The sequence below is a fragment of the uncultured Ruegeria sp. genome (genome assembly GCF_947489545.1).
In the GTDB taxonomy this organism is placed as follows: Bacteria; Pseudomonadota; Alphaproteobacteria; order Rhodobacterales; family Rhodobacteraceae; genus Ruegeria.
In genome coordinates this window covers 124,289-147,295 of sequence record NZ_CANLDZ010000010.1, presented here as the reverse complement: position 1 = coordinate 147,295, position 23,007 = coordinate 124,289, and the positions used below count along the sequence as shown (strand labels likewise).

Annotated in this window: 21 protein-coding genes; 14 read left to right on the top strand and 7 right to left on the bottom strand. The window is 55.4% G+C overall.

Annotation, left to right across the window (positions count from 1 at the left end; all coding sequences use genetic code 11):
- Nucleotides 1-12: 12 nt before the first annotated feature.
- The 4 genes from Q1B13_RS15055 to Q1B13_RS15040 are packed head-to-tail and all read right to left on the bottom strand — an operon-like array spanning nucleotide 13 to nucleotide 4,010.
- Complete coding sequence (locus Q1B13_RS15055) at nucleotides 13-339, bottom strand: cytochrome C oxidase subunit IV family protein (RefSeq protein ID WP_298936312.1); 327 nt, start codon at nucleotides 337-339, stop codon at nucleotides 13-15.
- Nucleotides 332-964, bottom strand: coding sequence for a cytochrome c oxidase subunit 3 (locus Q1B13_RS15050; protein WP_298936311.1), 633 nt, complete (start codon nucleotides 962-964; stop codon nucleotides 332-334). Before Q1B13_RS15050 ends, Q1B13_RS15055 begins: the two co-directional genes overlap by 8 nt.
- The gene (locus tag Q1B13_RS15045; protein ID WP_299081477.1) at nucleotides 961-3,051 is read right to left on the bottom strand and encodes a cbb3-type cytochrome c oxidase subunit I; all 2,091 of its coding nucleotides are present in this window, start codon (nucleotides 3,049-3,051) and stop codon (nucleotides 961-963) included. Before Q1B13_RS15045 ends, Q1B13_RS15050 begins: the two co-directional genes overlap by 4 nt.
- A complete protein-coding gene (locus Q1B13_RS15040) occupies nucleotides 3,048-4,010 on the bottom strand; it encodes a cytochrome ubiquinol oxidase subunit II (protein ID WP_299081480.1) in 963 nt (320 codons plus the stop codon). The genes Q1B13_RS15045 and Q1B13_RS15040 overlap by 4 nt, the downstream gene beginning before the upstream one ends.
- A gap of 183 nt (nucleotides 4,011-4,193) precedes the next feature.
- Here Q1B13_RS15040 and Q1B13_RS15035 point away from each other — a divergent pair, with 183 nt between their 5' ends.
- The 10 genes from Q1B13_RS15035 (at nucleotide 4,194) to Q1B13_RS14990 (ending at nucleotide 16,936) form a co-directional block, all read left to right on the top strand.
- Complete coding sequence (locus Q1B13_RS15035; RefSeq protein WP_299081483.1) at nucleotides 4,194-5,429, top strand: lytic murein transglycosylase; 1,236 nt, start codon at nucleotides 4,194-4,196, stop codon at nucleotides 5,427-5,429.
- 219 nt (nucleotides 5,430-5,648) lie between these two features.
- Nucleotides 5,649-5,897 carry a hypothetical protein gene (locus Q1B13_RS15030; RefSeq protein WP_299081486.1) on the top strand — a complete coding sequence of 83 codons (249 nt, stop codon included), beginning with the start codon at nucleotides 5,649-5,651 and terminating at the stop codon, nucleotides 5,895-5,897.
- Nucleotides 5,894-7,522: a peptide ABC transporter substrate-binding protein gene (locus Q1B13_RS15025; protein WP_299081489.1), complete on the top strand. Its 1,629-nt coding sequence runs from the start codon at nucleotides 5,894-5,896 to the stop codon at nucleotides 7,520-7,522. The genes Q1B13_RS15030 and Q1B13_RS15025 overlap by 4 nt, the downstream gene beginning before the upstream one ends.
- A 65-nt stretch (nucleotides 7,523-7,587) precedes the next feature.
- A complete protein-coding gene (gene oppB / locus Q1B13_RS15020; RefSeq protein ID WP_298936305.1) occupies nucleotides 7,588-8,511 on the top strand; it encodes an oligopeptide ABC transporter permease OppB in 924 nt (307 codons plus the stop codon).
- 10 nt (nucleotides 8,512-8,521) lie between these two features.
- Nucleotides 8,522-9,451: an ABC transporter permease subunit gene (locus Q1B13_RS15015; RefSeq protein ID WP_298936304.1), complete on the top strand. Its 930-nt coding sequence runs from the start codon at nucleotides 8,522-8,524 to the stop codon at nucleotides 9,449-9,451.
- A 1-nt stretch (nucleotide 9,452) separates the two neighbouring features.
- Nucleotides 9,453-11,258 (top strand): ABC transporter ATP-binding protein, encoded by a 1,806-nt coding sequence (locus tag Q1B13_RS15010; protein ID WP_299081492.1) that lies wholly within the window; start codon nucleotides 9,453-9,455, stop codon nucleotides 11,256-11,258.
- A 292-nt stretch (nucleotides 11,259-11,550) separates the two neighbouring features.
- Nucleotides 11,551-12,444, top strand: a complete 894-nt coding sequence (gene galU, locus Q1B13_RS15005; RefSeq protein WP_298936302.1) for a UTP--glucose-1-phosphate uridylyltransferase GalU — start codon at nucleotides 11,551-11,553, stop codon at nucleotides 12,442-12,444.
- Nucleotides 12,445-12,515: 71 nt separating this feature from the next.
- A complete protein-coding gene (locus tag Q1B13_RS15000; RefSeq protein WP_299081495.1) occupies nucleotides 12,516-13,952 on the top strand; it encodes a mannose-1-phosphate guanylyltransferase/mannose-6-phosphate isomerase in 1,437 nt (478 codons plus the stop codon).
- A 256-nt stretch (nucleotides 13,953-14,208) separates the two neighbouring features.
- On the top strand, nucleotides 14,209-15,279 hold the full coding sequence (locus Q1B13_RS14995) for a DUF2793 domain-containing protein (protein ID WP_299081498.1): 1,071 nt from the start codon (nucleotides 14,209-14,211) through the stop codon (nucleotides 15,277-15,279).
- A 352-nt stretch (nucleotides 15,280-15,631) separates the two neighbouring features.
- The gene (locus Q1B13_RS14990) at nucleotides 15,632-16,936 is read left to right on the top strand and encodes a UDP-glucose/GDP-mannose dehydrogenase family protein (protein WP_298936299.1); all 1,305 of its coding nucleotides are present in this window, start codon (nucleotides 15,632-15,634) and stop codon (nucleotides 16,934-16,936) included.
- Between the two features lie 72 nt (nucleotides 16,937-17,008).
- Here Q1B13_RS14990 and Q1B13_RS14985 read toward each other — a convergent pair whose 3' ends face one another.
- Genes Q1B13_RS14985 through Q1B13_RS14975 form a run of 3 tightly spaced genes read right to left on the bottom strand, consistent with a single transcriptional unit; the run spans nucleotide 17,009 to nucleotide 19,400 of the window.
- Nucleotides 17,009-18,088 carry a helix-turn-helix domain-containing protein gene (locus Q1B13_RS14985; protein ID WP_299081501.1) on the bottom strand — a complete coding sequence of 360 codons (1,080 nt, stop codon included), beginning with the start codon at nucleotides 18,086-18,088 and terminating at the stop codon, nucleotides 17,009-17,011.
- Between the two features lie 47 nt (nucleotides 18,089-18,135).
- Nucleotides 18,136-18,879: a hypothetical protein gene (locus Q1B13_RS14980; RefSeq protein ID WP_299081503.1), complete on the bottom strand. Its 744-nt coding sequence runs from the start codon at nucleotides 18,877-18,879 to the stop codon at nucleotides 18,136-18,138.
- Nucleotides 18,876-19,400 carry an RNA polymerase sigma factor gene (locus tag Q1B13_RS14975; protein ID WP_298936296.1) on the bottom strand — a complete coding sequence of 175 codons (525 nt, stop codon included), beginning with the start codon at nucleotides 19,398-19,400 and terminating at the stop codon, nucleotides 18,876-18,878. The genes Q1B13_RS14980 and Q1B13_RS14975 overlap by 4 nt, the downstream gene beginning before the upstream one ends.
- Nucleotides 19,401-19,496: 96 nt before the next feature.
- On the opposite strand from Q1B13_RS14975, the gene Q1B13_RS14970 reads away from it, so the two are divergent.
- From Q1B13_RS14970 to Q1B13_RS14955, 4 genes are all read left to right on the top strand, one after another.
- Nucleotides 19,497-20,441 carry a c-type cytochrome gene (locus Q1B13_RS14970; RefSeq protein WP_299081506.1) on the top strand — a complete coding sequence of 315 codons (945 nt, stop codon included), beginning with the start codon at nucleotides 19,497-19,499 and terminating at the stop codon, nucleotides 20,439-20,441.
- Nucleotides 20,442-20,706: 265 nt separating this feature from the next.
- Nucleotides 20,707-21,399 carry a phosphatidylserine decarboxylase gene (locus tag Q1B13_RS14965; protein WP_298936294.1) on the top strand — a complete coding sequence of 231 codons (693 nt, stop codon included), beginning with the start codon at nucleotides 20,707-20,709 and terminating at the stop codon, nucleotides 21,397-21,399.
- Nucleotides 21,400-21,402: 3 nt separating this feature from the next.
- Nucleotides 21,403-22,140: a CDP-diacylglycerol--serine O-phosphatidyltransferase gene (gene pssA / locus Q1B13_RS14960; protein ID WP_299081509.1), complete on the top strand. Its 738-nt coding sequence runs from the start codon at nucleotides 21,403-21,405 to the stop codon at nucleotides 22,138-22,140.
- Nucleotides 22,141-22,155: 15 nt separating this feature from the next.
- Complete coding sequence (locus Q1B13_RS14955; RefSeq protein WP_299081512.1) at nucleotides 22,156-22,791, top strand: methyltransferase domain-containing protein; 636 nt, start codon at nucleotides 22,156-22,158, stop codon at nucleotides 22,789-22,791.
- Nucleotides 22,792-23,007 lie beyond the last annotated feature (216 nt).

Genomic DNA, 23,007 nt, shown 5'->3' with positions numbered 1-23,007 from the left:
GACGCGGAGTTTTTACATCATGTCCATATGCATGCGGATCGACAGATTGCCCAAGATCCAGATTGTCCCGAGGATGATGATCAGCAGGACAAGTGTCGAAAACAGGATCAGGTCCAAATCTTCCCGGCTGCTGCGACGCCGGTCGATATGCAGAAAATAGACGAGCTGCACGATCAATTGGGCGAGGCCCAGTAGGCCAATGGTCAGGTAGACCCCCACCGTTTCGATGCCATACTGATAGGCGACGCCAAACATGAGCAGTGTCAGTAGAAGCGAACCGCCATATCCAATGACATAGCGCCGCCGTTCGCGCCGGTGCATTTCGGTCCGGTTATCCATAGGTCAGCCCTCCGAAATACACGATCGTGATGATGCCGATCCAGATCAGGTCCAAGAAGTGCCAGAACAGTGCCAACCGAACCACGCGCGAGATGACCAGATCGGTCATGCCCATCACACGCAACTGAATGCCGAGCACAATCAGCCATAGGCATCCTGCCGCCACATGCAGCCCATGTAGCGGCACCAACCCGAAGAAGGCCGAAAGAAAGCCACTACGCTGAGGGATGCCACCTTTTTCGGCCATGGCCATGAAATCTCGGATTTCCAGCGCCAGAAAACTAAGGCCAAGCAGCAATGTCACGCCAAACCACAGGACGATGCGCGATCTTGGCAGGTTGTATTTCAACGCCAACATGGCAAGACCAACCGTCAGGCTGCTTGTCAGCAGGATCAGCGTTTGTGCAAACACGCTTTTCAGGTCGAACAGTTCATGCGGGCCGGGACCGCCCGCCTGCGCATCAATCATTGTGATGTAGATGGCGAACATCAGGCCGAAATAGACCAGATCGCTCATCAAAAAGACCCAGAAACCAAAAGTCACCACCTCGGCGGCTTTATCGGCGCTGGCGTGGCGACGGCCCAGATTAATGCCAGGATAGCTGTGAGTGGGTGCGCGCTTCATGTCACCGCCTCCAGATCAGGGCGGGCAAGGCCGCGGTTCTCGGGTGCGGTTTCGTGGTCACGGTTCACAGCGGCCGAGGCATGAACCAGATCCAACCAAGCCTCATGCTCTTTGCGAACCTCTTCGGCCGGGATCACAAGTTCGGTGTTGGTATCAAAGCTCCAGACAATGATGGCCAAGACAATCAGCGCCGTTATCAATATGGCCAGCCACCAGATCCACCAGACCAATGCAAACATCCAGATGCCGCTAAGGACGCAAAGGATGAACCCAATGCCCGTGTTCCGCGACATCTCGATATCCTCGTAGGCTTCGGGTTTTGGATAGGCCCTGGCCTGTTCTTTGGCGGCCGCAAAGTCATCGCGATCAGTGACCTGCGGAATGATTGCAAAGTTGTAAGGTGGCGGCGGGGACGGAATAGACCATTCCAAGGTGCGCCCGTCCCACGGATCGCCAACGGGCGCTGTAGTCTTATCCCGGTCGCGGATGCTGACCCAAAGCTGAACCAGTACCGAAAGCAGCGCCGCCAGGATGACCAATGCTCCGATCACGGCGACGATCATGTAGGGATGAAAGCTGGGGTCTTCCCAACTGAAGGACCGGCGCGGCATGCCCATCAGGCCTACAAAGTACAGCGGCAGGAAAGTCAGCATGAAACCAACAGTCCAAAGTGCAACCGACACACGGCCCCAGAACTCATTCAGGCGGAAACCGAATGCCTTGGGAAACCAGTAGTTGTAAGCTGCCAGCAATCCGAACAGAACACCCGGAAGCAGCACATTGTGGAAATGGGCGACAAGAAACAGGGTGTTGTGAACCTGATAGTCGACGGTTGGATTGGCCAGGATCACGCCGCTAAGCCCACCAATGACGAAAAGCATCAGAAACGCCAACCCGTAAAGCATCGGAACCGTGAACCGAATTCGCCCACGCCATAGCGTTGCCATCCAATCATAGACTTTTACGCCAGTCGGGATGGCAATCAGCATCGTGGCAATTCCAAACACCGCGTTGATCAGTGCGCTTTGACCCATCGTAAAGAAATGGTGCAGCCAGACCGTGAAGGACATGATCGCAATCGACATAGTCGCGATGACCAATGAGTTGTAACCATAAAGCCGCTTGGCCGAGAAGGTCGCAAAGATCTCGGAATAGATACCGTAGGCGGGCAGGACCAGCAGATACACTTCGGGGTGACCAAACAACCAGAACAGGTTGGCGTAATTCATCATGTTGCCACCAAGGTCGTTGGTGAAAAAATGGAAATCCAAGTACCTGTCTGCCGCCAGTAACAGCGCTGCAACGCCCAGAGGCGGCATCGCAAAGATAAGCAGGATAGAACTGCAGATGATCGTCCAGCAATACATCGGCAGCCGCATGAACTTCATACCCGGTGCGCGCAGCTTGTAGATGGTCACCGCAAAGTTAAGCCCCGTCAGCGTCGTACCGACGCCTGAAACCACAATCGCCCAAATCCAGTAATCCGGACCCACACCTGGATTAAACGCAGCGCCGGTGTAGGGCGGATAAGCGGTCCAGCCCCCAGTCGAGAATTCTCCGACCACCAGCGATACCATAAGCATCATGCCAGCGGAAACTGTAAGGCCAAGACTGATCTGGTTCAAAACCGGAAAGGCAACGTCCCGCGCGCCGATCATCAGCGGAACCACAAAGTTCGCGATGCCAAAAACAAAAGGAACCGCGACAAAGAATATCATGATCGTGCCGTGGGTACTGAACAGTTCCGCAAAGTGTTCAGCCTCCAGAAACCCATCTCCTGGACCGGCGGCCTGCTGGGCGCGCATCACGACACCTTCGAGTACCCCGCGCGCAAGCATCACGATCGCAAACACGATGTACATAATTCCGATTTTTTTGTGGTCAGCACTGGTGAGCCAATCGCGCCAGAGCGGACCCCACAATCGAAACCACGTGAGCAGGCTGACCACCGCAACAACACCAACAAGCACGATGCCAGCGGCGGTATTGGCGACGATCTCATTTGCGTTGGGGTCTTGAATCAGACCAACAATGGGCAACGCATCCCAGTTCAGACGGCCAAAGAACCCAGACTCAGTCGCTGTCATTGGCTTGCCTCCTGCCCATATTCGACGGTTCCGGGTTGTTGATCCACCGAGAGCGGCTCTCCGCTGTGATATCGGTGCAGGATTGAGTGGAACAGATCGCCGTCTTCGAGATTGAAGTACAAAGCGTTGGTCGGCATCTGGGCGGTCCCAAGCGCTTTTTGAACCTCATCCCGGTCCGTTCGCATCGACAGTATCTGATACGTCTGTTGATCAAGTACTATGCCGTTCTTTCGAACTTCCTCTACCCATGCACTGAAATCATCTGGTTGCATGGCAAGTGTTTCAAATTTCTGCTTAGTAAACCCGCGGCCATTATACTGCGTGTTTTCGCCTTGCATCTGTTTTGGCCTATCCGCCACCAGATGCAACTGCGTCGTCATTCCCGGCATGGCGTAAATCTGACCGGCCAGCGCCGGGATCATGAAGGACTGCATGACGGTATCCGTTGTCAGTGTCACAGCAACTTGCTGCTTGACCGGAATTCCCAGCTCACCCACGCTTGCGATACCCAGATCGGGATAAATGAACAGCCATTTCCAATCCAAACCAACAACCTGAACCTTCAGCGCGGGTTCCTCGCCAAACGAAGCGGCGTAGGGATCCAGCCGATGCGTGGATTTCCACAAAGAAACGGACAGAATGATCACGATAAGTACAGGCACACCCCACATCAGAAATTCAAGCTTGGCCGAGAAATCCCAATTGGGAGTATAGGATGCGTTACCACCCTTACGGCGGCGATACCGCAGCGCAATTAATGGCACAAGAACCAGTACAGGGACGACCGCGACCAGAATCAAAACGGTCGCCCGCAACATATGGGTTCTTTGCGCAGCTGCGATTGGCCCTTGCGGATCCATAAAACTATCACTCGCCGCGGCCATCTGTGCCGAGATCACCAAAAACCCAAGGGCCAACAGTATGGGAACTGGTGCAGGGGACGTTTTGGTGGTGGTCATGACTGACAGTCCTCTCCTGCACTCAACTTGGTACAACTATCGGCAGAGACTCCTATTTTCTCAAGGCTTTTCCTGACCATCGGTTGTCAAACTTCAGTATTCCCACCATGAATCCCTACCTTAGCATCAGAGGATTCACCTTCCCGTTGACTTAGTGCCGTGGCCGCGACACATATTGCAGGCATGCGCACGCTTCTTTTTTCAGTCGGTCTTGCACTGTTGGCCCACAGCGCCTTGGCCCAGGACCGCGCATCTGTTGAGCGGCAGTTTCAATCCTGGCTACAAGACACAATCTGGCCGCAAGCGCGCGCACAAGGCGTGTCGCGGCACACGATGACACAGGCCTTTTCCGGGGTTTCACTGAACTGGGATCTGCCGGATCTTGTAGCACCTGGCAGCAAGGCCAAAACGCCCAAAACACAAAGACAGGCCGAGTTTGGCTCACCCGGGAAGTATTTCAACGCGGGCTCAGTTCAGGGCGCCACTTCGATGGGACGGAAAATGGCGAACCGCCACGCTACAGCGCTTGCGCGCGCCGAAGCCAAAACCGGCGTCCCAGCCCGCATCATATTGGCGATCTGGGGACGAGAAAGCGGTTATGGCCAGGTCCCTATCCGTCACGACGCCTTTCAGGTCCTCGCCACCAAGGGCTTCATGAGCACGCGTGCAGAGTATTTCACTGAAGAATTGATTGCCGCGCTTCAGATAGCTGATGCTGGTCACATAAAAGGCCGCGCGATGAAAAGCAGCTGGGCGGGTGCGCTGGGGCAGCCGCAATTCATGCCCTCAAGCTTTCTGGCATTCGCCGCAGACGGCAATGGCGACGGGCGCGCTGACATTTGGGAATCCCAAGACGACACGATCGCCTCAATCGCCAATTATCTGGCACAACACGGCTGGGTCGCGGGACGCGATTGGGGGTTCGAAGTCACAGTCCCTCAGGCCGTCTCATGTGCATTGGAAGGACCGGATCAGGGGCGCCTTATTCGCGACTGGGAAGCAATGGGAGTTACGCGCGTCTCGGGCAAAACCTTTCCCGCACATGAGCGAACCGGAGAGGGGTATCTGATGATGCCTGCAGGGCGCAACGGACCAGCCTTTCTGGTTACCCCTAATTTTTATGTGCTCAAGGAATACAACAAGAGCGACCTCTATGCGTTGTTCGTCGGCCACGTGGGTGACCGGATTCAATATGGCGTCGGCGATTTCCGCGGCGCATGGGGGCAAGTCGGTGGGCTCTATCGATCCGATGTTGCCAGGATGCAGAAAGCCCTGGAGCGGCAGGGGCACGACGTCGGAGGCGCAGATGGTTTGCCGGGTTTCAAAACCCGCCGATCCGTCGGGCGCTGGCAAGAGGCTACCGGTCGCAAACCCACGTGCTTTCCCGAAAAGAAGATGAAGACCACATTGATTCCCTGAGATCTGTGGGAAACTATCTACCGGCTTTCGGACCGCCCCACCCCAGCTTCTACCGGTGATTCGCTAGATTTCGGACGCCACATGACCGTTGGCGCATGGGAAATTTCGATGCCCGAAGCAGCCCTGGCAGCTCACCTTTAACAGATGTGTCGAAGCAAGGCGCTGATTGATCACAAAGTTTCAGAGCAGCCCGGCGAAACCGAAATTTTCAGCCTTCGGTTGATCAACCTCCACAGCAAGGCTTTTACCTTTACTAAAAAAATGTCACGTTTCCCCGCAGTGAAAGAAAGCTTTCGCAGTTACGTTCCTGACAGCAAATCGAAGGCCGCAACGCAGTGCTCATTGCGACTTGGCAAAGCCAAATTCAATCAAGACTGCAGCCCGGCCGATGTCGGACAAAACCGGTTGCCGGATGTCATCCCTGCGGGTGGCGGCTATCTGGCTCCAAAAATGGGAGAAAAATCATGAACAAAGTTATCCGAACGTCGCTGGCTGGTCTTTTGACCTCAACCTTTATGACAGGCGCTGCATTTGCAGCTGGCACGCACCCGGAAACGGGCGAGGCACTGGCAGATGATCAGACCTTTATTTATCGCCTAGGCGACGAACATACATCGGTGGACCCACAAGTCGTCGAAGATACATATGGTGCCGAGATTGTTCGCGACCTGTTTGAAGGTCTGATGAACCAGGATGAAGACGGCAATCTGGTTCCCGGTGTGGCAACTGGCTATGAGGTCAACGACACCAAAGACGTTTATACATTTACACTGCGCGATAATGCGAAGTGGTCGAATGGTGATCCTGTTACCGCAGGTGATTTCGTCTACGCTTGGAAACGGGCCGTCGATCCCGCGCTATCCTCGCCCTACGCCTGGTTCATGGAATTGATGTCGATTGAGAATGCAGCCGACATCATTGCGGGCAATGCGCCCATCGATGATTTGGGCGTAAAGGCTATAGACGACAAAACCTTGGAGGTCCGCCTAAGCGCACCGCTGCCTTACTTCCCACAAATGACGACGCATTCCACCACCTTCCCTGCACCGCAGAAGGTCGTTGAAGAGTTCGGCGATGCCTGGACCAAGCCGGAAAACATCGTTTCGAATGGTGCGTACATCTGGACCGAACATTTGCCGCAGGAACGTTCGACACGTGAACGCAACGAAATGTACTGGGACAATGACAATACCATCCTAGACAAAGTTGTGACCCTGGTCATCAACGACGAAAACGTTGCTCTGACGCGTTACCTTGCAGGCGAACTAGACCGGACAGAAATCCCCGCCGGCCAATACCCACGCCTGAGCCAAGAACATCCGACCGAAGCCATAAGCTTCCCGCGCCTGTGCAACTATTACTATACATTCAACCTGACTGAAGATGGGCCCGAGGCGTTCAAAGACCCCAATGTGCGCCAGGCGCTGTCATTGGCCGTGGACCGCGACATCATCACCGAAAAAGTGATGGCCGGTGGCCAGCCGCCAGCCTATACCTTTGCGCCCGAAGCAACTGCAGGCTTTACTGTTCCAGCGGTTGAAATGGCGTCAATGAGTCAGTCAGAGCGGGACGAGCTCGCTAAAGAACTGTTGGCCGAGGCGGGCTACGGCCCCGACAATCCGTTGAGCTTTGAAATGGTCTACAATACCAATGAAGACCACAAGAAGGTCGCCGTTGCGGTAAGCCAGATGTGGAAGCAAAAGCTGGGCGTTCAGGTCGAGCTGGCCAATATGGAATGGAAAGTGTTCCTGGAAGAGCGCGGCAACCAGAACTTTGATCTTGCCCGTGGCGCATGGTGTGGCGACTACAACGAAGCCTCGACCTTCCTGGATCTGTTGCAGTCCGATTCTGGCTACAACGACGGGAAATTCGCCAACGCCCGTGTTGATGAATTGCTGGCCGAGGCCAAAACGTCAGACGATCCGGCACCTCTGTACACCGAGGTCGAGCGCATCATCGCGCAGGAAACCCCAATTATCCCGGTCTACCACTATGCTGGCGTCTACATGATGGACACCGATGTCGGGAACTGGCCGGTGAACAATGTCGAGCAGAACTGGTACTCGAAGAACCTGTACAAGCTCGCCGAATAATCATCCTTTGATCACGCGCTGCCCCGGAACACTTTCCGGGGCAGCGCCAATAATGGGGGCATGAAATGCTTGCCTATAGCTTGCGGCGACTGCTGGTTGCCATTCCGACGATTCTATTGCTGATCGTCGCTTGTTTCTTTCTGATGCACTTTGCGCCTGGTGGGCCGTTTACCTCGGAACGGCCTCTGCCACCCGCAGTTTTGGCCAATATCGAGGCGCGATACGGGTTGGACCAACCGCTTTGGAAGCAGCTTTGGGATTATCTCTACAACATCGTGGTGCATTTCGATTTCGGCCCGTCTTTTAAGTTCAAGGACCGGGACGTGAATGACATCATTGCACAGGGCTTTCCAATCTCTCTGACCTACGGGTCATTGTCGTTTCTCGTCGCGACCGCCGTGGGCGTCAGCCTCGGCATTGCTGCAGCCATAAAACACAACAGCTGGATCGACTATTTCGCTGTGGGTCTGGGGATTGCGGCGCAAGCGCTGCCAAACTTTATCATGGGTCCAATCCTGATCTTGACCTTCACTTTGTGGCTGGGATGGCTGCCAGGTGGTGGCTGGAATGGAGGGCAGTGGCAGTACCTGATCATGCCGGTGATCGCATTGGCGACATCTTACATGGGATCCATAGCACGGATCACCCGGTCTTCGATGTTAGAGGTTTTGAATTCGAACTTCATTCGCACCGCCCGCGCCAAGGGCCTGCCGACCAGAACCGTAATCTGGCGCCATGCGCTGAAACCCACGTTGTTGCCGGTGGTGTCCTATCTGGGACCGGTCTTTGTCTACGTGCTGACCGGCTCGGTTTTCGTCGACATCTATTTCTCAACCGGTGGTCTGGGGCAAGCCTATGTCGGCTCGGCCCTGTCGCGAGACTATGCGGTGCTGTTGGGCGTCACGATCCTGTATGGCGCGTTGACTGTCGTCGTGAACCTGCTGACCGACCTGGCTTATGCCTGGTTCGATCCGAAAATCCGCTACTGAGGGGCTGGCAATGCTTGGAAAATCACAAAAAGCCGCCCATCTGGCCGAAGAAATCACCGATTTCACGGTCGTTCAGGGGCGTTCACTCTGGCAGGACGCGCGCATGCGGTTCGTCCGCAACAAAGCCGCAATGGCGAGTGTCTTTATTCTGGGCCTGATCGTCCTGTTCACGATCATCGGTCCCTATTTCGCCGTTTGGGACAACGAAGAAATCGACTGGAACGTTATGGGGGACGTGCGCGGTATGGGCATGCCCTCGCTCGAAACCGGACACTATTTTGGCGTCGATGATCTGGGGCGCGACCTGTATAGCCGGGTCATCCAGGCGACGACCACATCTCTGTTGGTGGGTCTGATCGGGGCTGCAACGGCACTGATCGTCGGCACTTGCTATGGCATCGCCGCAGGTTACATCGGTGGTCGCGTTGATGGTGCGATGATGCGCTTTGTCGACATTCTGTTGGCGATCCCAGCCACACTTATCATCATTTTGCTGCTGGTTGTGGCGGGTCGGTCGTTCTTTATGTTGTTCATTGCGCTTGGGGCCGTGGGTTGGCTGACCATGGCGCGAATTGTAAGGGGGCAAACTCTGACCCTGAAGAACCGCGAGTTTATCGAGGCCGCCCGCGCGGCGGGTGTCAGCGAGTTCACCATCATGTACCGCCATATCCTGCCCAATCTTCTGGGAGTGGTAATCGTGTACGCCTCGCTGCTGGTGCCAGAAATGATCCTCACCGAAAGCTTCATCTCATTCCTCGGTCTTGGGATTTCGGAACCTTATACGTCGCTGGGGCGTCTGATCGCCGAAGGGGCCGGAACCATGGGATACGGCACTCTGTGGCAACTGATGTACCCGCTGACATTCTACGTCGCCATTATCATCACGATGTTCTTCATCGGGGATGGATTGCGTGATGCTCTGGACCCAAAGGATCGCTGATATGTCACTGTTTTCTGTAAAGGACCTGAGCGTCAAATTCGACACCGCCGATGGTGTTGTCGAGGCTGTCAAAAACATCAGCTTTGACATCAATCCAGGTGAATGTCTGGGCATCGTCGGTGAAAGCGGGTCAGGCAAAAGCCAAACCTTCATGGCAGCCATGGGCCTGCTACCGCCGGCTGGTCTTGCGACTGGGTCAGCACTGCTGAATGGTGAGGAAATTCTGAACCTGCCCGTCAACAAGCTGAACCAGATCCGTGGTGATGATGTGGGCATGATCTTTCAGGATCCACTGACGGCACTGACTCCGCATCTGCGGATTGGTCAACAAATGCGAGAAGTGTTGCAGGTTCATGAAGGTATGCAAGGCGCAGCGGCGCGCGCGCGTTGTCTGGACTGGCTGGATCGCGTCCGTATCCCGGAAGCCAAGCGGCGACTGGATCAGTATCCACACGAATTGTCCGGCGGAATGCGCCAGCGCGTCATGATTGCCATGTCGATGCTGTGCAATCCAAAACTGCTGATCGCCGATGAACCTACGACAGCGCTTGATGTCACCGTACAGGCGGACATTCTGGACCTGATGGTTCGGCTGCAGAAGGACGAAGGTACCGCGATTGCCCTGATCACACATGATATGGGCGTTGTGGCACGCATGTGTGATCGCATTCAGGTGATGCGTTTGGGTGAGTTTGTCGAAGCTGGCGACACGCGCGAAATCTTCCAGGCACCAAAACATGACTACACCCGGACCCTGCTTGAGGCGATGCCTCGGATCGACGCGGGAGATGCGCCTAAAGCCCTGGCCAATGTCGAAGAACCAATGCTTAAGGTTGACGACGTCAAGGTTCACTTCCCAATCCACGTCTCGGGTGGACTGTTTGGGCACAAGGTTCCACTCAAGGCGGTTGACGGTGTCAGCTTTGACATTCGCAAAGGCGAAACACTGGGTGTTGTTGGCGAGTCCGGCTGCGGGAAATCCACTTTGGCACGGGCTGTTTTGCAGCTAATTGAACCCAGCGCAGGCAATGTCAGTTGGTTGGGTCATCCGATCGTGGGATTGAGACGGGCCGAGTTGAACAAGTACCGCAAGGACTTGCAGATCGTGTTCCAGGATCCGCTTGCCAGTCTCGATCCGCGGATGACGATTTCGGCATCGATTGCCGAGCCGCTAAAAACTTATCGCCCCGACCTGACTGAACGGGAACGCAAAGAGATGGTCGCAGAGATGATGGAGCGTGTTGGCTTGAAGGCCAACATGATCAACCGGTACCCGCATGAGCTGTCCGGTGGTCAAAACCAGCGGGTCGGCATTGCCCGGGCGATGATCAACAAGCCCAAACTGATCATCTGCGACGAAGCAGTCTCGGCCCTGGACGTCTCGATTCAGGCCCAGATCGTAGCATTGCTGCGCGAATTGCAGCAAGAGTTCGGGCTGTCGATGATCTTCATCAGTCATGACTTGTCTGTTGTGCGAGCTATTTCGAACCGGATCATGGTTCTTTATTTGGGCCGGATCGTCGAGCTGGGCGATGGAGAGGTGGTCTGTTCCAAACCCGTCCACCCCTACACCCAATCGCTCATATCGGCTGTTCCAATCCCAGACCCAGATGTGGAACGCAGCCGCACGCGGCTGAAGCTGCCGGGCGAATTGCCCTCACCCATGGATCCGAAGGCCGCGCTGCGGTTCCTGCCCAGCCGACTTTCCGCCGGTGAAACAGACTACGTCCCAAAGCTTAGCGAGGTTGCTCCGGATCATTTCGTGGCAGAACACGATTCGCTGGACGTCATCATGGCAAAAGCCTGATCACCTGCCCCGGGGCCAGCTTTTTTGGCTTCGGGGAGTACCCCCGCCAATGACCCCGCCTTGTGTGCAAACACTCGCGAGTCTCGCTCAATGATCTCCAGCATTCGGCAAACATGGGTGCATCATTTAAGCCAAACTGTTGGTTCATTTTGACTCCGCCTGCCCAAGGTGGCACGATTTGACTGATTGGCGCCCGGTTTTCCGGGTATGATTGATTGATCTGACCTCAAAGCTTATGAGGGCATTCCGGAGGGGTTCAAATCTTCCGGCTAATTTGAATTCGAGAGGCACCATGGCACGCAAGGTCACGAAAGCGATTTTTCCCGTAGCAGGGCTGGGCACGCGGTTTTTGCCTGCAACCAAATCTGTCCCAAAAGAGATCATGACCCTGGTCGACCGTCCCTTGGTGCAATACGCCATCGACGAAGCGCGTGCTGCAGGGATCAAGGAATTCATTTTTGTCACTTCGCGCGGGAAATCCGCGCTTGAGGATTATTTTGACCACAACCTTGTTTTGGAACAGGAGTTGAAGGCAAAGGGCAAGGACGAACTGCTTGAGACACTGAATGCGACCAATATGGAAAGTGGAGCGATTGCCTATATTCGTCAGCACAAGGCGCTGGGTCTGGGTCATGCCGTGTGGTGCGCCCGCCGCTTGATTGGGGACGAACCCTTTGCTGTGATGCTACCAGACGATGTGATCGCGGCAGATAAGCCCTGCCTGCAGCAGATGATTGAGGCCTACGAAGAAACCGGTGGCAACATGGTTGCAGCAATGGAAGTCCCGCCCGAAAAAACCAGCTCTTATGGTGTTCTGGATGTAGGCTCAAACGTTGGGACCGTTGTCCGTGCCAAAGGGATGATCGAAAAGCCAAAGCCCGAAGAAGCCCCGTCCAACCTTGCCGTGATCGGACGCTACGTTCTTGGCCCCTCGGTCTTGTACAATTTGAACAAACTGAAAGCAGGTAGCGGCGGAGAAATTCAGCTGACCGACGCGATTGCTGAAGACATTATTAATGGCGTGCCGGTTTTTGGGTACAAATTCAAAGGTCAACGGTTTGACTGCGGCTCGAAATCAGGGTTCTTGCAAGCCACAGTGGCCTTTGCTTTGGCACGTGATGACCTGAGCGGCGATCTGAGCGAATATCTGCATGACATCGTTGCCACGGGAAAAGCGGCACAGTAACTACAGGCCTTTCCCTTGATCGCAATTAAAGCGATACCGTTTGGCAACAGCAGCTCAAAGGCACCAAAGTTATGAATTCCGTCTATCCCGTCATTCTGTGCGGTGGGTCAGGGACCCGTTTGTGGCCCCTGTCCCGGAAAAGCTATCCCAAGCAGTTTGTACCACTGATTGGTGAGACAAGCCTGCTGCAGGATTGTGCTGAACGGATGCGGGGGCCTAAGAAGGCACCTTATGCCAAGCCTTTGATCTTAACCAACGAAGCGTTTCGTTTTGTCGTGCCTGAGCAGCTTACTGCAGTCAGCGTAGACCCCGGACCGATCCTCATCGAGCCCGAAGGGCGCAACACCGCTCCGGCTGTTTTGGCGGCAGCCTTGTATCTGGAGTCGACTGACCCAGACGCTGTCATGCTGGTAGCACCTTCTGACCACGTTGTGCCTGACAAACCTGCGTTCCATCGCGCCGTTGACGAAGGTGTACGGGTCATCAAGGACCGCGGCGACCTTGTTACCTTTGGTATCACTCCGGATCGTCCGGAAACGGGTTATGGTTACCTGAAACTCAGCCACGCACCGGATGCATCAGGCGCCGCGGTGCCTCTGGATCGCTTCGTCGAAAAGCCTGATCTGGACAATGCCAACACTATGCTGGCGGATGGCAGCTACCTTTGGAATTCAGGTATTTTCCTGTTTGCTGTGCGCGACATCATCGCGGCTTTTGAGCAGCATGCAACGGCTCTGATCGAGCCTGTGAAACAAGCCGTTGCAGATGCCCAAACGGATTTGGGTTTTCTGCGGTTAGATGCCGCGGCGTGGTCGAAGGTTGACGATATCTCGATCGACTATGCTGTCATGGAAAAGGCATCGAACCTCAGCGTTGTTCCTTATGCTGCGGGTTGGTCGGATGTGGGCAGCTGGACGGCTGTACAGGAACTGACCCATCCCGATGACGACGGCGTTGCCACAACCGGCGAAGTGACCACAATCGACTGCAATAACGTTCTGATCCGGTCCGAGTCGCCTTCGCAAGAAGTCGTGGCACTGGGTTTGGAAAACATAGTGGCGGTCGCCATGCCGGACGCTGTTTTGGTCGCCAGCATGGACAGGTCGCAAGATGTCAAACTGGCTGTGTCGGCATTGAAAGCCAAAGGTGCGAAACAGGCAGAGTTGCTGCCGGTTGATCATCGCCCCTGGGGTTGGTTCGAAAGCCTGGTGGTTGGCGACAGATTCCAAGTCAAACGCATCCATGTTCACCCCGGGGCAGCGCTCAGCCTGCAATCCCATCACCATCGGTCTGAACATTGGATTGTTGTGGAAGGCACCGCAAAGATCACTATCGACGATGAAGTTCAGCTCCTCTCCGAAAACCAATCGGTCTACATTCCTTTGGGCGCGGTTCACCGAATGGAAAACCCAGGCAAAGTTCCCATGGTGCTGATCGAAGTTCAAACCGGCAGCTACCTGGGTGAGGATGACATCATTCGGTACGAAGACATCTACGCCCGGCGCTGAGATCTGCGGTCGCGTAGACGGCGTGTTGCCCTCCGATCTTCCTGGGAATCCAGCCTCAACAGAATCACTTGCGTGTGCAGATGACCATCCCGCGTGGGGACGAAGCTGATCTCTAGTCGGAATTGTTTCCGATCTGGAAATCCAGAGTTATCAAAACGTTTTCTGGGCGTTCGGCCCGTTCAGACAGGATTTACGCGCATGACGGCAAGTTGGCGCGCAACAGTAATGTCGGACCGACAGCCACAGGAGGACGCCCGTGTCTCAGATTTCACCGCGATTAAACCTGCCTTTTTTGCAACCATCACAAGCGCAGAAACACGTCACCCATAATGAGGCGCTGCGTCAGCTGGATCTGACTGTACAACTGACCGTCCTGTCGACCAACGCATCAAACCCGCCAGCCGTCCCTGAACAAGGCGAGATCCACGCCCTGGCAGCTGCTCCAACCGGGGATTGGGCAGGTCACGGCGGCGAGCTTGCCGCGTGGCTGGACAACGCCTGGTATTTCGTGACGCCCAACACCGGATGGCGCGCCTGGGATCTTGCAAGCAACATGGCGAAGGTTTGGGACGGCACAGCATGGATCACGCCGCCCGTAGCGGCCCAAAATCTGAACGGAGTCGGCGTTGCCACTAGCTATGATAGTACCAATCGTCTGTCAGTGCGCAGTCCGGCAACCCTGCTAAGCCACGAAGGTGGTGGGCATCAGCTAAAGATCAATAAGGCCAGTGCGGGTGACACGGCATCACTGCTATTCCAATCGAACTGGACAGGCCACGCTGAGATGGGTCTGTCGGGAAGCACAGGATTCTCTATCAAAGTGTCCCCTGATGGTGGCAGCTGGACCGAAGCCCTGGCATTTGATCCGACGACCGGTATCCCAAGCGGTGCAGCTGTTCAGGCCAGTGCCGACGACATCACAACAGGGCGATTGATGCGGGCCGATTACGGCTATGGGCCGGGCAATCTGTTGGGATCCGTTTCAGAAAGTTCGGGCACACCTACAGGAGCCGTGATCGAACGCGGCAGCACATCAGATGGCGATTACGTTCGCTTTGCAGACGGCACACAAGTCTGCACAGCTACTTTGAACGCTGTCAGCTGTACCACCGCTGAGGGCGCGCTTTTCTCAAGTAATTCTGAGAGCTGGACCTTTCCCGTGGCCTTCTCATCCGCTCCGATGGTTAGCGGCAGCGGTGGAGCAATGAGCCGTTTCATGGGGTTTGATGAATCGTCCAGTTCGCATGTAGACTACCAGGTTCTTTCTGCAGTTTCTGATGCGGCAACACAGCGACCTTCTGCCATCGCAATTGGCCGCTGGTATTGAAGCGTTGCTCGCCCGGATCTTATGTCCGGGCAGTCACTGCTTGCAGAGAGCTTCCGCCGCCTTATCCAAAACGCCCAGCACTGGTTGCGCGGCACTGGAGAACGTGAAATTCGTGCGTCTTCAGATAGCGTTTTGTTGTAATGCTGACCTGATCCTGACTTGTAACGCCGGTAATCAGTGCCGTTTAGATCATAGCTTTACCTCGCAGACCAAATCCGCCTGTTTCTTGTCTCAAAAAGAGCAAGAATCTGTTGAATGCAGGCTAACGCGAAGGTCAGGCATTGAAACCCTCGGCAGTTTCTTTGAATGTATGCGCGCCGCAGGCGGTAATTGGTAAGAAGGATTTTGATGAATGCGTATTGCAATGATTGGCACTGGCTATGTGGGTTTGGTGTCAGGTGTGTGTTTCTCGGATTTCGGTCACGATGTGATCTGCGTCGATAAGGCAGAAAACAAGATTGAAATGCTCAAGGCCGGAGATGTGCCGATTTACGAGCCTGGTCTTGATGTGCTTATGGCCAAGAATGTCGCGGCTGGACGCCTTAGCTTTACGACCGATTTGGAGGCAGCCGTTGATGGTGCGGATGCGGTATTTATAGCTGTTGGTACGCCAACTCGCCGTGGTGACGGGCATGCAGACCTGACCTATGTCATGGCCGCAGCGGAAGAAATCGCGCGCGCTGTGACCGGCTACACTGTGATTGTCACGAAATCGACCGTACCCGTAGGCACCAACCGCCAAGTTCATCAGGTTGTCGCGGCCGCCAATCCGGATGCCGATTTCGACGTCGCTTCGAACCCTGAATTCCTGCGCGAAGGTGCCGCCATCGACGATTTCATGCGCCCTGACCGCGTTGTGGTAGGTGTGGAAAGTGACCGCGCTGCCGAGGTCATGGCCGAGATTTACCGCCCACTTTATCTACGTGACTTTCCGATCCTGACCACGGATCTGGAAAGCGCTGAGATGATCAAATACGCCGCTAACGCATTCCTGGCGACCAAGATCACCTTTATCAACGAGATAGCCGGGCTGTGCGAACGCGTCGGCGGGGACGTCAAAGAAGTGGCGCGCGGAATTGGGCTGGACGGTCGGATCGGCAACAAATTCCTGCATGCGGGCCCCGGTTACGGTGGCTCGTGCTTTCCAAAGGATACTGCTGCACTGGCTCGGATCGGTCAGGAACACGCGCATCCGATGCAGATTACCGAAACTGTCATTCGCGTGAATGACGAGGTCAAGAAACGGATGACCGAGAAAATTCGCGAGGCCTGCGATGACCGGTTCAATGGCAAGACCGTGGCCATACTAGGCGTCACCTTCAAACCCAACACTGACGATATGCGTGACGCACCCTCACTGACCATCGTTCCGGCGCTGATCGGAAGTGGGGCCAAAGTCCGCGTTGTCGACCCGCAAGGCAAATCCGAAGGCGAAGCGCTGCTGCCGGGCGTGGAATGGTCTGATGACCCATATGCGGCTGCCAAAGATGCGGACGTCGTTGTGTTGCTGACCGAATGGAACGAATTCCGTGCGCTCAATCTGACTGAGTTGGCCGGAACTATGAATACAGCCCGGATGGTCGATCTGCGAAATATCTATTCCGAAAGCACAGTTCTGAAATCCGGCTTTGAAACTTATGTTGGTGTCGGGCGCTAGCGCCCGATAAACGCGTCTGGCTCGGGCTGTTAAGCCAGCCAAACTCGGTGGATATTTGTAATTGCAGTAGGGCTATAGCGCGGCAGTCCAAACCCGGTATCGCCCCTGCCCCGTCACTTCGCGGACCAAACCGCGCCGCGCGAAACGGTCAATGTTGCGTTGTGCCGCCGCCCGGGACGATTGTGTCAGTTCCTCGGCCAATGGGGCCGAGACCATGGGCCACGCTGTCAAAGCTTCGATCAACAGCGGCGGTGTGCGTCCGCTCAGGTCGGCCGTCGCTTCACGCGCCCGCGCGTCCCATGCGCTGATCCGATCCAGATGCAACAAAGCCGCCAACGCCGCCTGCCCTGTCCCACGTATCCACGCCGAGAGTTTTTCCAGCGGCTCGCCGACCCCGCGCAAAGCACCCGGTCCTGACAACGCAAGCGGCATGAACAGCGCACCGCCTCGTCCCATCGACGCCGCGTGACGGGCGGCGACAATGGCAGCTTCGGTGTCCTGCCCGATGCCTTGCGACAAAGCACGCCATGCGTGAAAGGCAATTGCAGCTTGGGTCACGGGGTGCAGCCCCTCCGCATTGCGCATCACTTCGGCCAGGTCCGCAACTGCTTCGGGGACATCTTCCATGCCTTGCGCCATTCGGTCCAGAAACGCGGTCAGGCCAGTCTCCCATCCGCCAGTCGACGGTGCTGCGCCAGAAGTGAGGCGGCGCACGGCCCATCCAGCCCGGAACAGGGCCTGCACATCATCGCTGGTCGCGCCAATCCTAAGCCCGGTCCACAAAGCCAGACGATCCACGCTGATCCGATCCCCGGTCCACCAGCCCAGATCGGACACATCCATCAACGCCAGACGGTGGGTCCAACCTTCTGGTCCGGACCGCAAACGTTCATCCAAAGCACCGAATGTCACCGCCAGTTCAGCAAGTTCGGATGACAGTTCCGACTGTGCTGCACGCCAGTCCCGCGGGTCGAACAACAACCGCTGATCGACGCGAGGCCCGGGTGACAGAAAAACATCCTGGGATTCTTCATCCTCGGGCGGTAGAAACCAAAGATCGTCATCTTCAGGCGGGTCAGTGTCATAAATACTGCGAGGCCCCAGATCTGCAGCCTCGTCATCCGGATCGGGCATGACCTTTTTTGACTTCATGTTGGGTATTCTTTGGGCATTCTCAGACGGGCACAAGAGGTTTTATGCTAACCTGAAAACGTCTGTGTCAGAACATCCAGCTCACCGCCAAGATCGGTTTGCGCATCACTGCCCAAAAGCATGTAGCCATATCCGTCCTGCGCCCATATCGCTGTGGCCAATCCACTCAGGACAGCTTGCTTGACCTCTTTGTTTGGCGCAGCAGGACCTTGCCTGATAACGCAGAACGCAAAGGGGCGACCCTGTTCGTCAGCAAACACAACCTGAATCAGTGGCTTACCTTTGAATGACAGTATCTGCGCCCGTTTCAGATCCAGACCCGGCAGCGCCTCTAATGCGTCGCGGTTCAGCGAGCGACCCAGCTGTTCCTCAGCCATAGCGAATTGGTCATCCAGAGATTCGGGTGAGCTGTCCAACGATGAAATCGTCTCGGGCACGTACAAAGATTGATAGAGCGCCGCTTGTTGCGCCCAACCCAATTCGGCAGGGCGTGTTGCCCAGAATGTCGCTGAAACCGCAACTATGGCCACGGAAGCGGCAACGGCAAGCAATCGCAACGGACTGCCAGAGTTGGACGGAACGGGCACTATAGCTTCGGGTAGATCGACCTGTGGCGCCTGTGCGGGCAACCCTTCGAAGACGCCCTTGACGACAGGCGCAAATGGATCCAGCGCCATCATGCGGCGTTCAAGCTCGGCATCGACTTCGACCGCAGTCTCAATGGCACGGCACTGGGTTTCATCCAGGCTGCCTTCCAGATACGCCATCAGCGTCTCGTCGGAAAACTTCATTTGCCACTCCGTTGTGCGACGTCAACCGCATCATGCTGCATTACGGCTTTCAATTTCTGCCGGGCATTCGATAGCCGGCTCATGATCGTACCGATGGGAACCTCCAGCAACGCAGCGGCTTCGCGGTAGCTATACCCTTCGACAAAAACAAGCATGACCGTTTCCCGCTGCGCCTCTGGCAGGTGCATCACTTGGGTAAACACTTCAGACGCGAAAATATTCGTTTCTGAATCCGGCCCGATTGCAACCAAATCCGCCTCGGGCGTGACCGACAGTGCCTGAGCGCGACGAACGGACCGCGATCGTACTTCGTTTAGCCAGATCGAACGGCAAATTGTCATGAGCCAGGAATCCAACCGCTCATGCGACGTCACTTGATGATATCGCTCCAGCGCGCGCAGGCAGGTCGCTTGCACCAGATCATCCGCAACGTCCGGCGCACCCGACAGCGCCAGCGCAAACCGCCACACACGTTTCGAATGTGTCTGCACGGCGCCGCGTACGGCTTGTTCGGAACTCATTTCGGCACTCATCGAATAAAACGCGACCTGTGTGTGTTTGCCTTAAACGGACCGGGCCCGCGGGGTCAGGACTGACATATACCGTGGAGGAACAAAATGAAACTTCTGATGAAAGCAGTCACAATCGCGTCGGCAATTGTTGCAAGCCCGGCCCTGGCCACAAGCTGGACGCTGGATCCCGAGGGCTCGCACCTGGCATACGGCTCAATCAAGAAAGACGTTGTGGGCGAGGTGAACAGCTTTACCAATCTCAGCGGACATGTCGGCCCGGACGGCAAGGTTGAAATCGAAATTGACCTGTCGTCGGTGGAAACCAATATCGACATCCGAAACGAGAGGATGATCGAGTATGTCTTCCGCAAAGCCGGGACCGCGATCTTGTCAGCCGAGTTTGACATGCAGGACGTTGCTGACCTGGCCGTTGGTGGAACGACAATTGTTGATGCCGAAGCCGTCCTGTCGCTTGTTGGCACGGATGTCGAATTCGACGCCGAAATGTTCGTTGCCAGATTGTCCGAAACCTCGGTGTTGGTATCGACCAATGACATGGTGTTCCTGAGCACCGAAGATGCGGGGCTAAATGCGGGTGTAGACAAGCTGATGGAACTGGCCGATCTGCCGGGCATCACCCGTACCGTACCAGTCACCGCACGGTTGATCTTCACCATGGACGACAAAAAGGCCCAGGCGTTCGCCGATACCCCAACGACCATCGCCGCCGCAGCCATTGATGGAGATGCAACGGCCGGCAAAAAAGTTTTTCGCAAATGCCGCGCGTGCCATCAGTTGAAAGAGGGCCGCCACGGGGTTGGTCCCTCGCTGCATGGAATCCTCGGTATGACAGCTGGAACGGTGGACGGGTTCAAATTCTCATCCGCGCTGCGGGAGTCAGGGGTCACTTGGACCGCTGAGACTTTGACCCGGTTCCTGACCGACCCCAAGGGAACAGTTCCTGACAATAAAATGCAGTTTCCGGGGCTGAAGAAGGACGAGGATATCGAGAATCTGATCGCTTACCTTAACGAAGAATCGACCGAATAAGACGTTTGTTCTGACGCCACTTTCTGCGCCTCCAATCCCACGAAGAACCCTAAGTATCCGTAGTAACCCGCGGGAAGACCCCTCGTAATGCGCCATGTCAGGTGCCCAACAGTGGTCTTGTCCGCCACCGCTTCCTCGACAACCGCAATCTCAATACGACAAGTCTGCTACTTAGGCACAATATCACCACGCTGAATATACCAAGTTGTAGACCAAGCCCGAACCGGGTTAGGAAGCGTCCAGTTACTATTGAAGGGCGACACAAATGAGGATGCGTGACACTTTTTTAAAGCCGATGCACCCTGAAGGACGCAAGTTTGTCGCGATCTTTGGCGTCGTCACTGTCCTGCTCTTTCTGATCTCGTCGATTTTGGGGTGGATCGGTGTCGGAGCAACAATCTGGTGTTACTATTTTTTCCGAGACCCAAAGCGGGCGACACCGACACCAGAAGGGCTTATCGTTAGCCCCGCAGACGGTGTTGTATCGCTGATTGAAAAGGCAGTACCACCACCAGAGCTTGGAATGCCCGAGGACGAACTCACCCGCATCAGCGTGTTCATGAGCGTTTTCAACTGCCACGTGAACCGCGCTCCGATTGCCGGAGAAATCACTCAAATCGCGTATCGCCCTGGCAAGTTCTTCAACGCGTCGCTTGATAAAGCCAGCGCAGACAACGAACGAAATAGCTTGTGTATTCAAATGGATGACGGCCGCCAGATCGCGGTGGTGCAGATTGCGGGTCTCGTAGCTCGGCGCATTGTTTGTTTCGTTGCGAAAGGGGACAAAATCGCCACTGGAGAGCGGTTCGGGTTGATCCGCTTTGGATCCCGATTGGACGTCTACCTGCCAGATGGCGTGCATCCCATGGTCAGCTTAGGGCAAACCATGATCGCAGGCGAAACTGTGCTGGCTGACCTGGCTTCAAACGAACCCGCCCGAATGGCCCGGACTGATTGATAGATGTCAGACCCTGCGCCAGATAATAAACGTGATATGCCGGTCGTTCATCTACTGCCCAACCTGCTGACGATCACTGCAATCTGCGCTGGGTTGACCGCCATTCGGTTTGGGTTTCAGGGTGATTTCGAGACGGCCGTCAGGTTAGTGCTTTTGGCGATGGTGCTCGATGGACTGGACGGAAGGCTGGCTCGTTTGATGAACTGCCAAAGCCCATTTGGCGCTGAGCTGGATTCCTTGGCTGACTTCCTCAATTTCGGAGTGGCACCGGGATTAATACTATATTTCTGGGCCTTACAGGACTTCAGCGCGGGTTGGCTTGCAGTTCTGGGCTATACGATTTGCTGCGTCTTGCGGCTTGCCCGCTTCAACGTGACCAGCAAATCGGATGCAGGAGAAACCGAGAGCAACTTTTTTGAAGGCGTACCCTCCCCCGCCGGCGCATTGCTTGCAATGCTGCCGATGTATGTGTCTTTCTTGTTCTCGGACATGCCTTCGGCGTCGCCTCTGTTCGTGACCATCTATCTGTTGGTGATTGGGTATTTGATGATCAGCCGGGTTCCAACATTTTCATTCAAAAACGTCTCGGTCTCACCCGGATATGCCAAATTTTTGATGTTGGGGTTCGTTCTTTTGTTGTCTGCATTGCTTATCTTTCTTTGGGCGACGCTCACACTCATGTCGATCATCTACATCGTGAGCCTGGCGCTGGCATTCAGAACTGCACGCAAATCCAACTAAAAAGAGGACAGTCCTTTGGATATTCATGCCGTTAAATCCTCATATGCCCGATGGGCGCCGGTTTATGACAAAACGTTTGGCGCCGCGACGAAAGCAGGGCGACGGGCAGCGGTCGATTACATCAACGCGCAAACGGGTACGAAGGTCCTAGAAGTCGGGGTCGGAACCGGGTTGGCCCTACGGCACTATCGTTCCGATCTTCAGATCACCGGAGTTGATTTCAGCGCCGAAATGTTAGCAAAAGCGAAGAAGAAGGTGCAAGATCTCGGTTTGACCCAGGTTGAAGCCCTTCTGCAGATGGACGCCCGCGATCTGTCTTTTCCCGACAATAGTTTCGACGCTGTCACTGCTATGCACATTGTCTCGGTCGTTCCGGAACCAGAGCGTGTGGTCGCCGAGATGGCACGGGTGTGCAAACCGGGTGGAAAGATCATCATTACCAACCATTTTGCTCGCGAAACCGGGGTTTTGTCGGTTGTGGAAAAGCTCTCAGCCCCTTTTGCCAACGTGCTGGGCTGGCATTCTGATTTCAAGATCAATACGGTCCTGAAAGAGCCCAGCCTTGAAGTCGTCAAGAAAGACTCGCTGCCGCCCATGAAGATGATGACGTTTCTTGTTCTGCAAAAAAAGGCAACTCACCACGCTGAATGATCTGGTCTGGCTCGCACAGCGCCAAAACATCGTGCTGAAAAACTGTTGGAACGCAATGCGTTAGGCTTCGCGGCGGTGGATTTGTGATTTCACAATGATGGAACCTGTTCGTCGTTGCGAAGGCAAGACAGGAGATTTCGGTTTAGCTAAACCAGCCAGGCTCGCCAGCACTCAGAAAACCTTGCCTATACAAACCCTGTGCCAACCGTTAGAGGA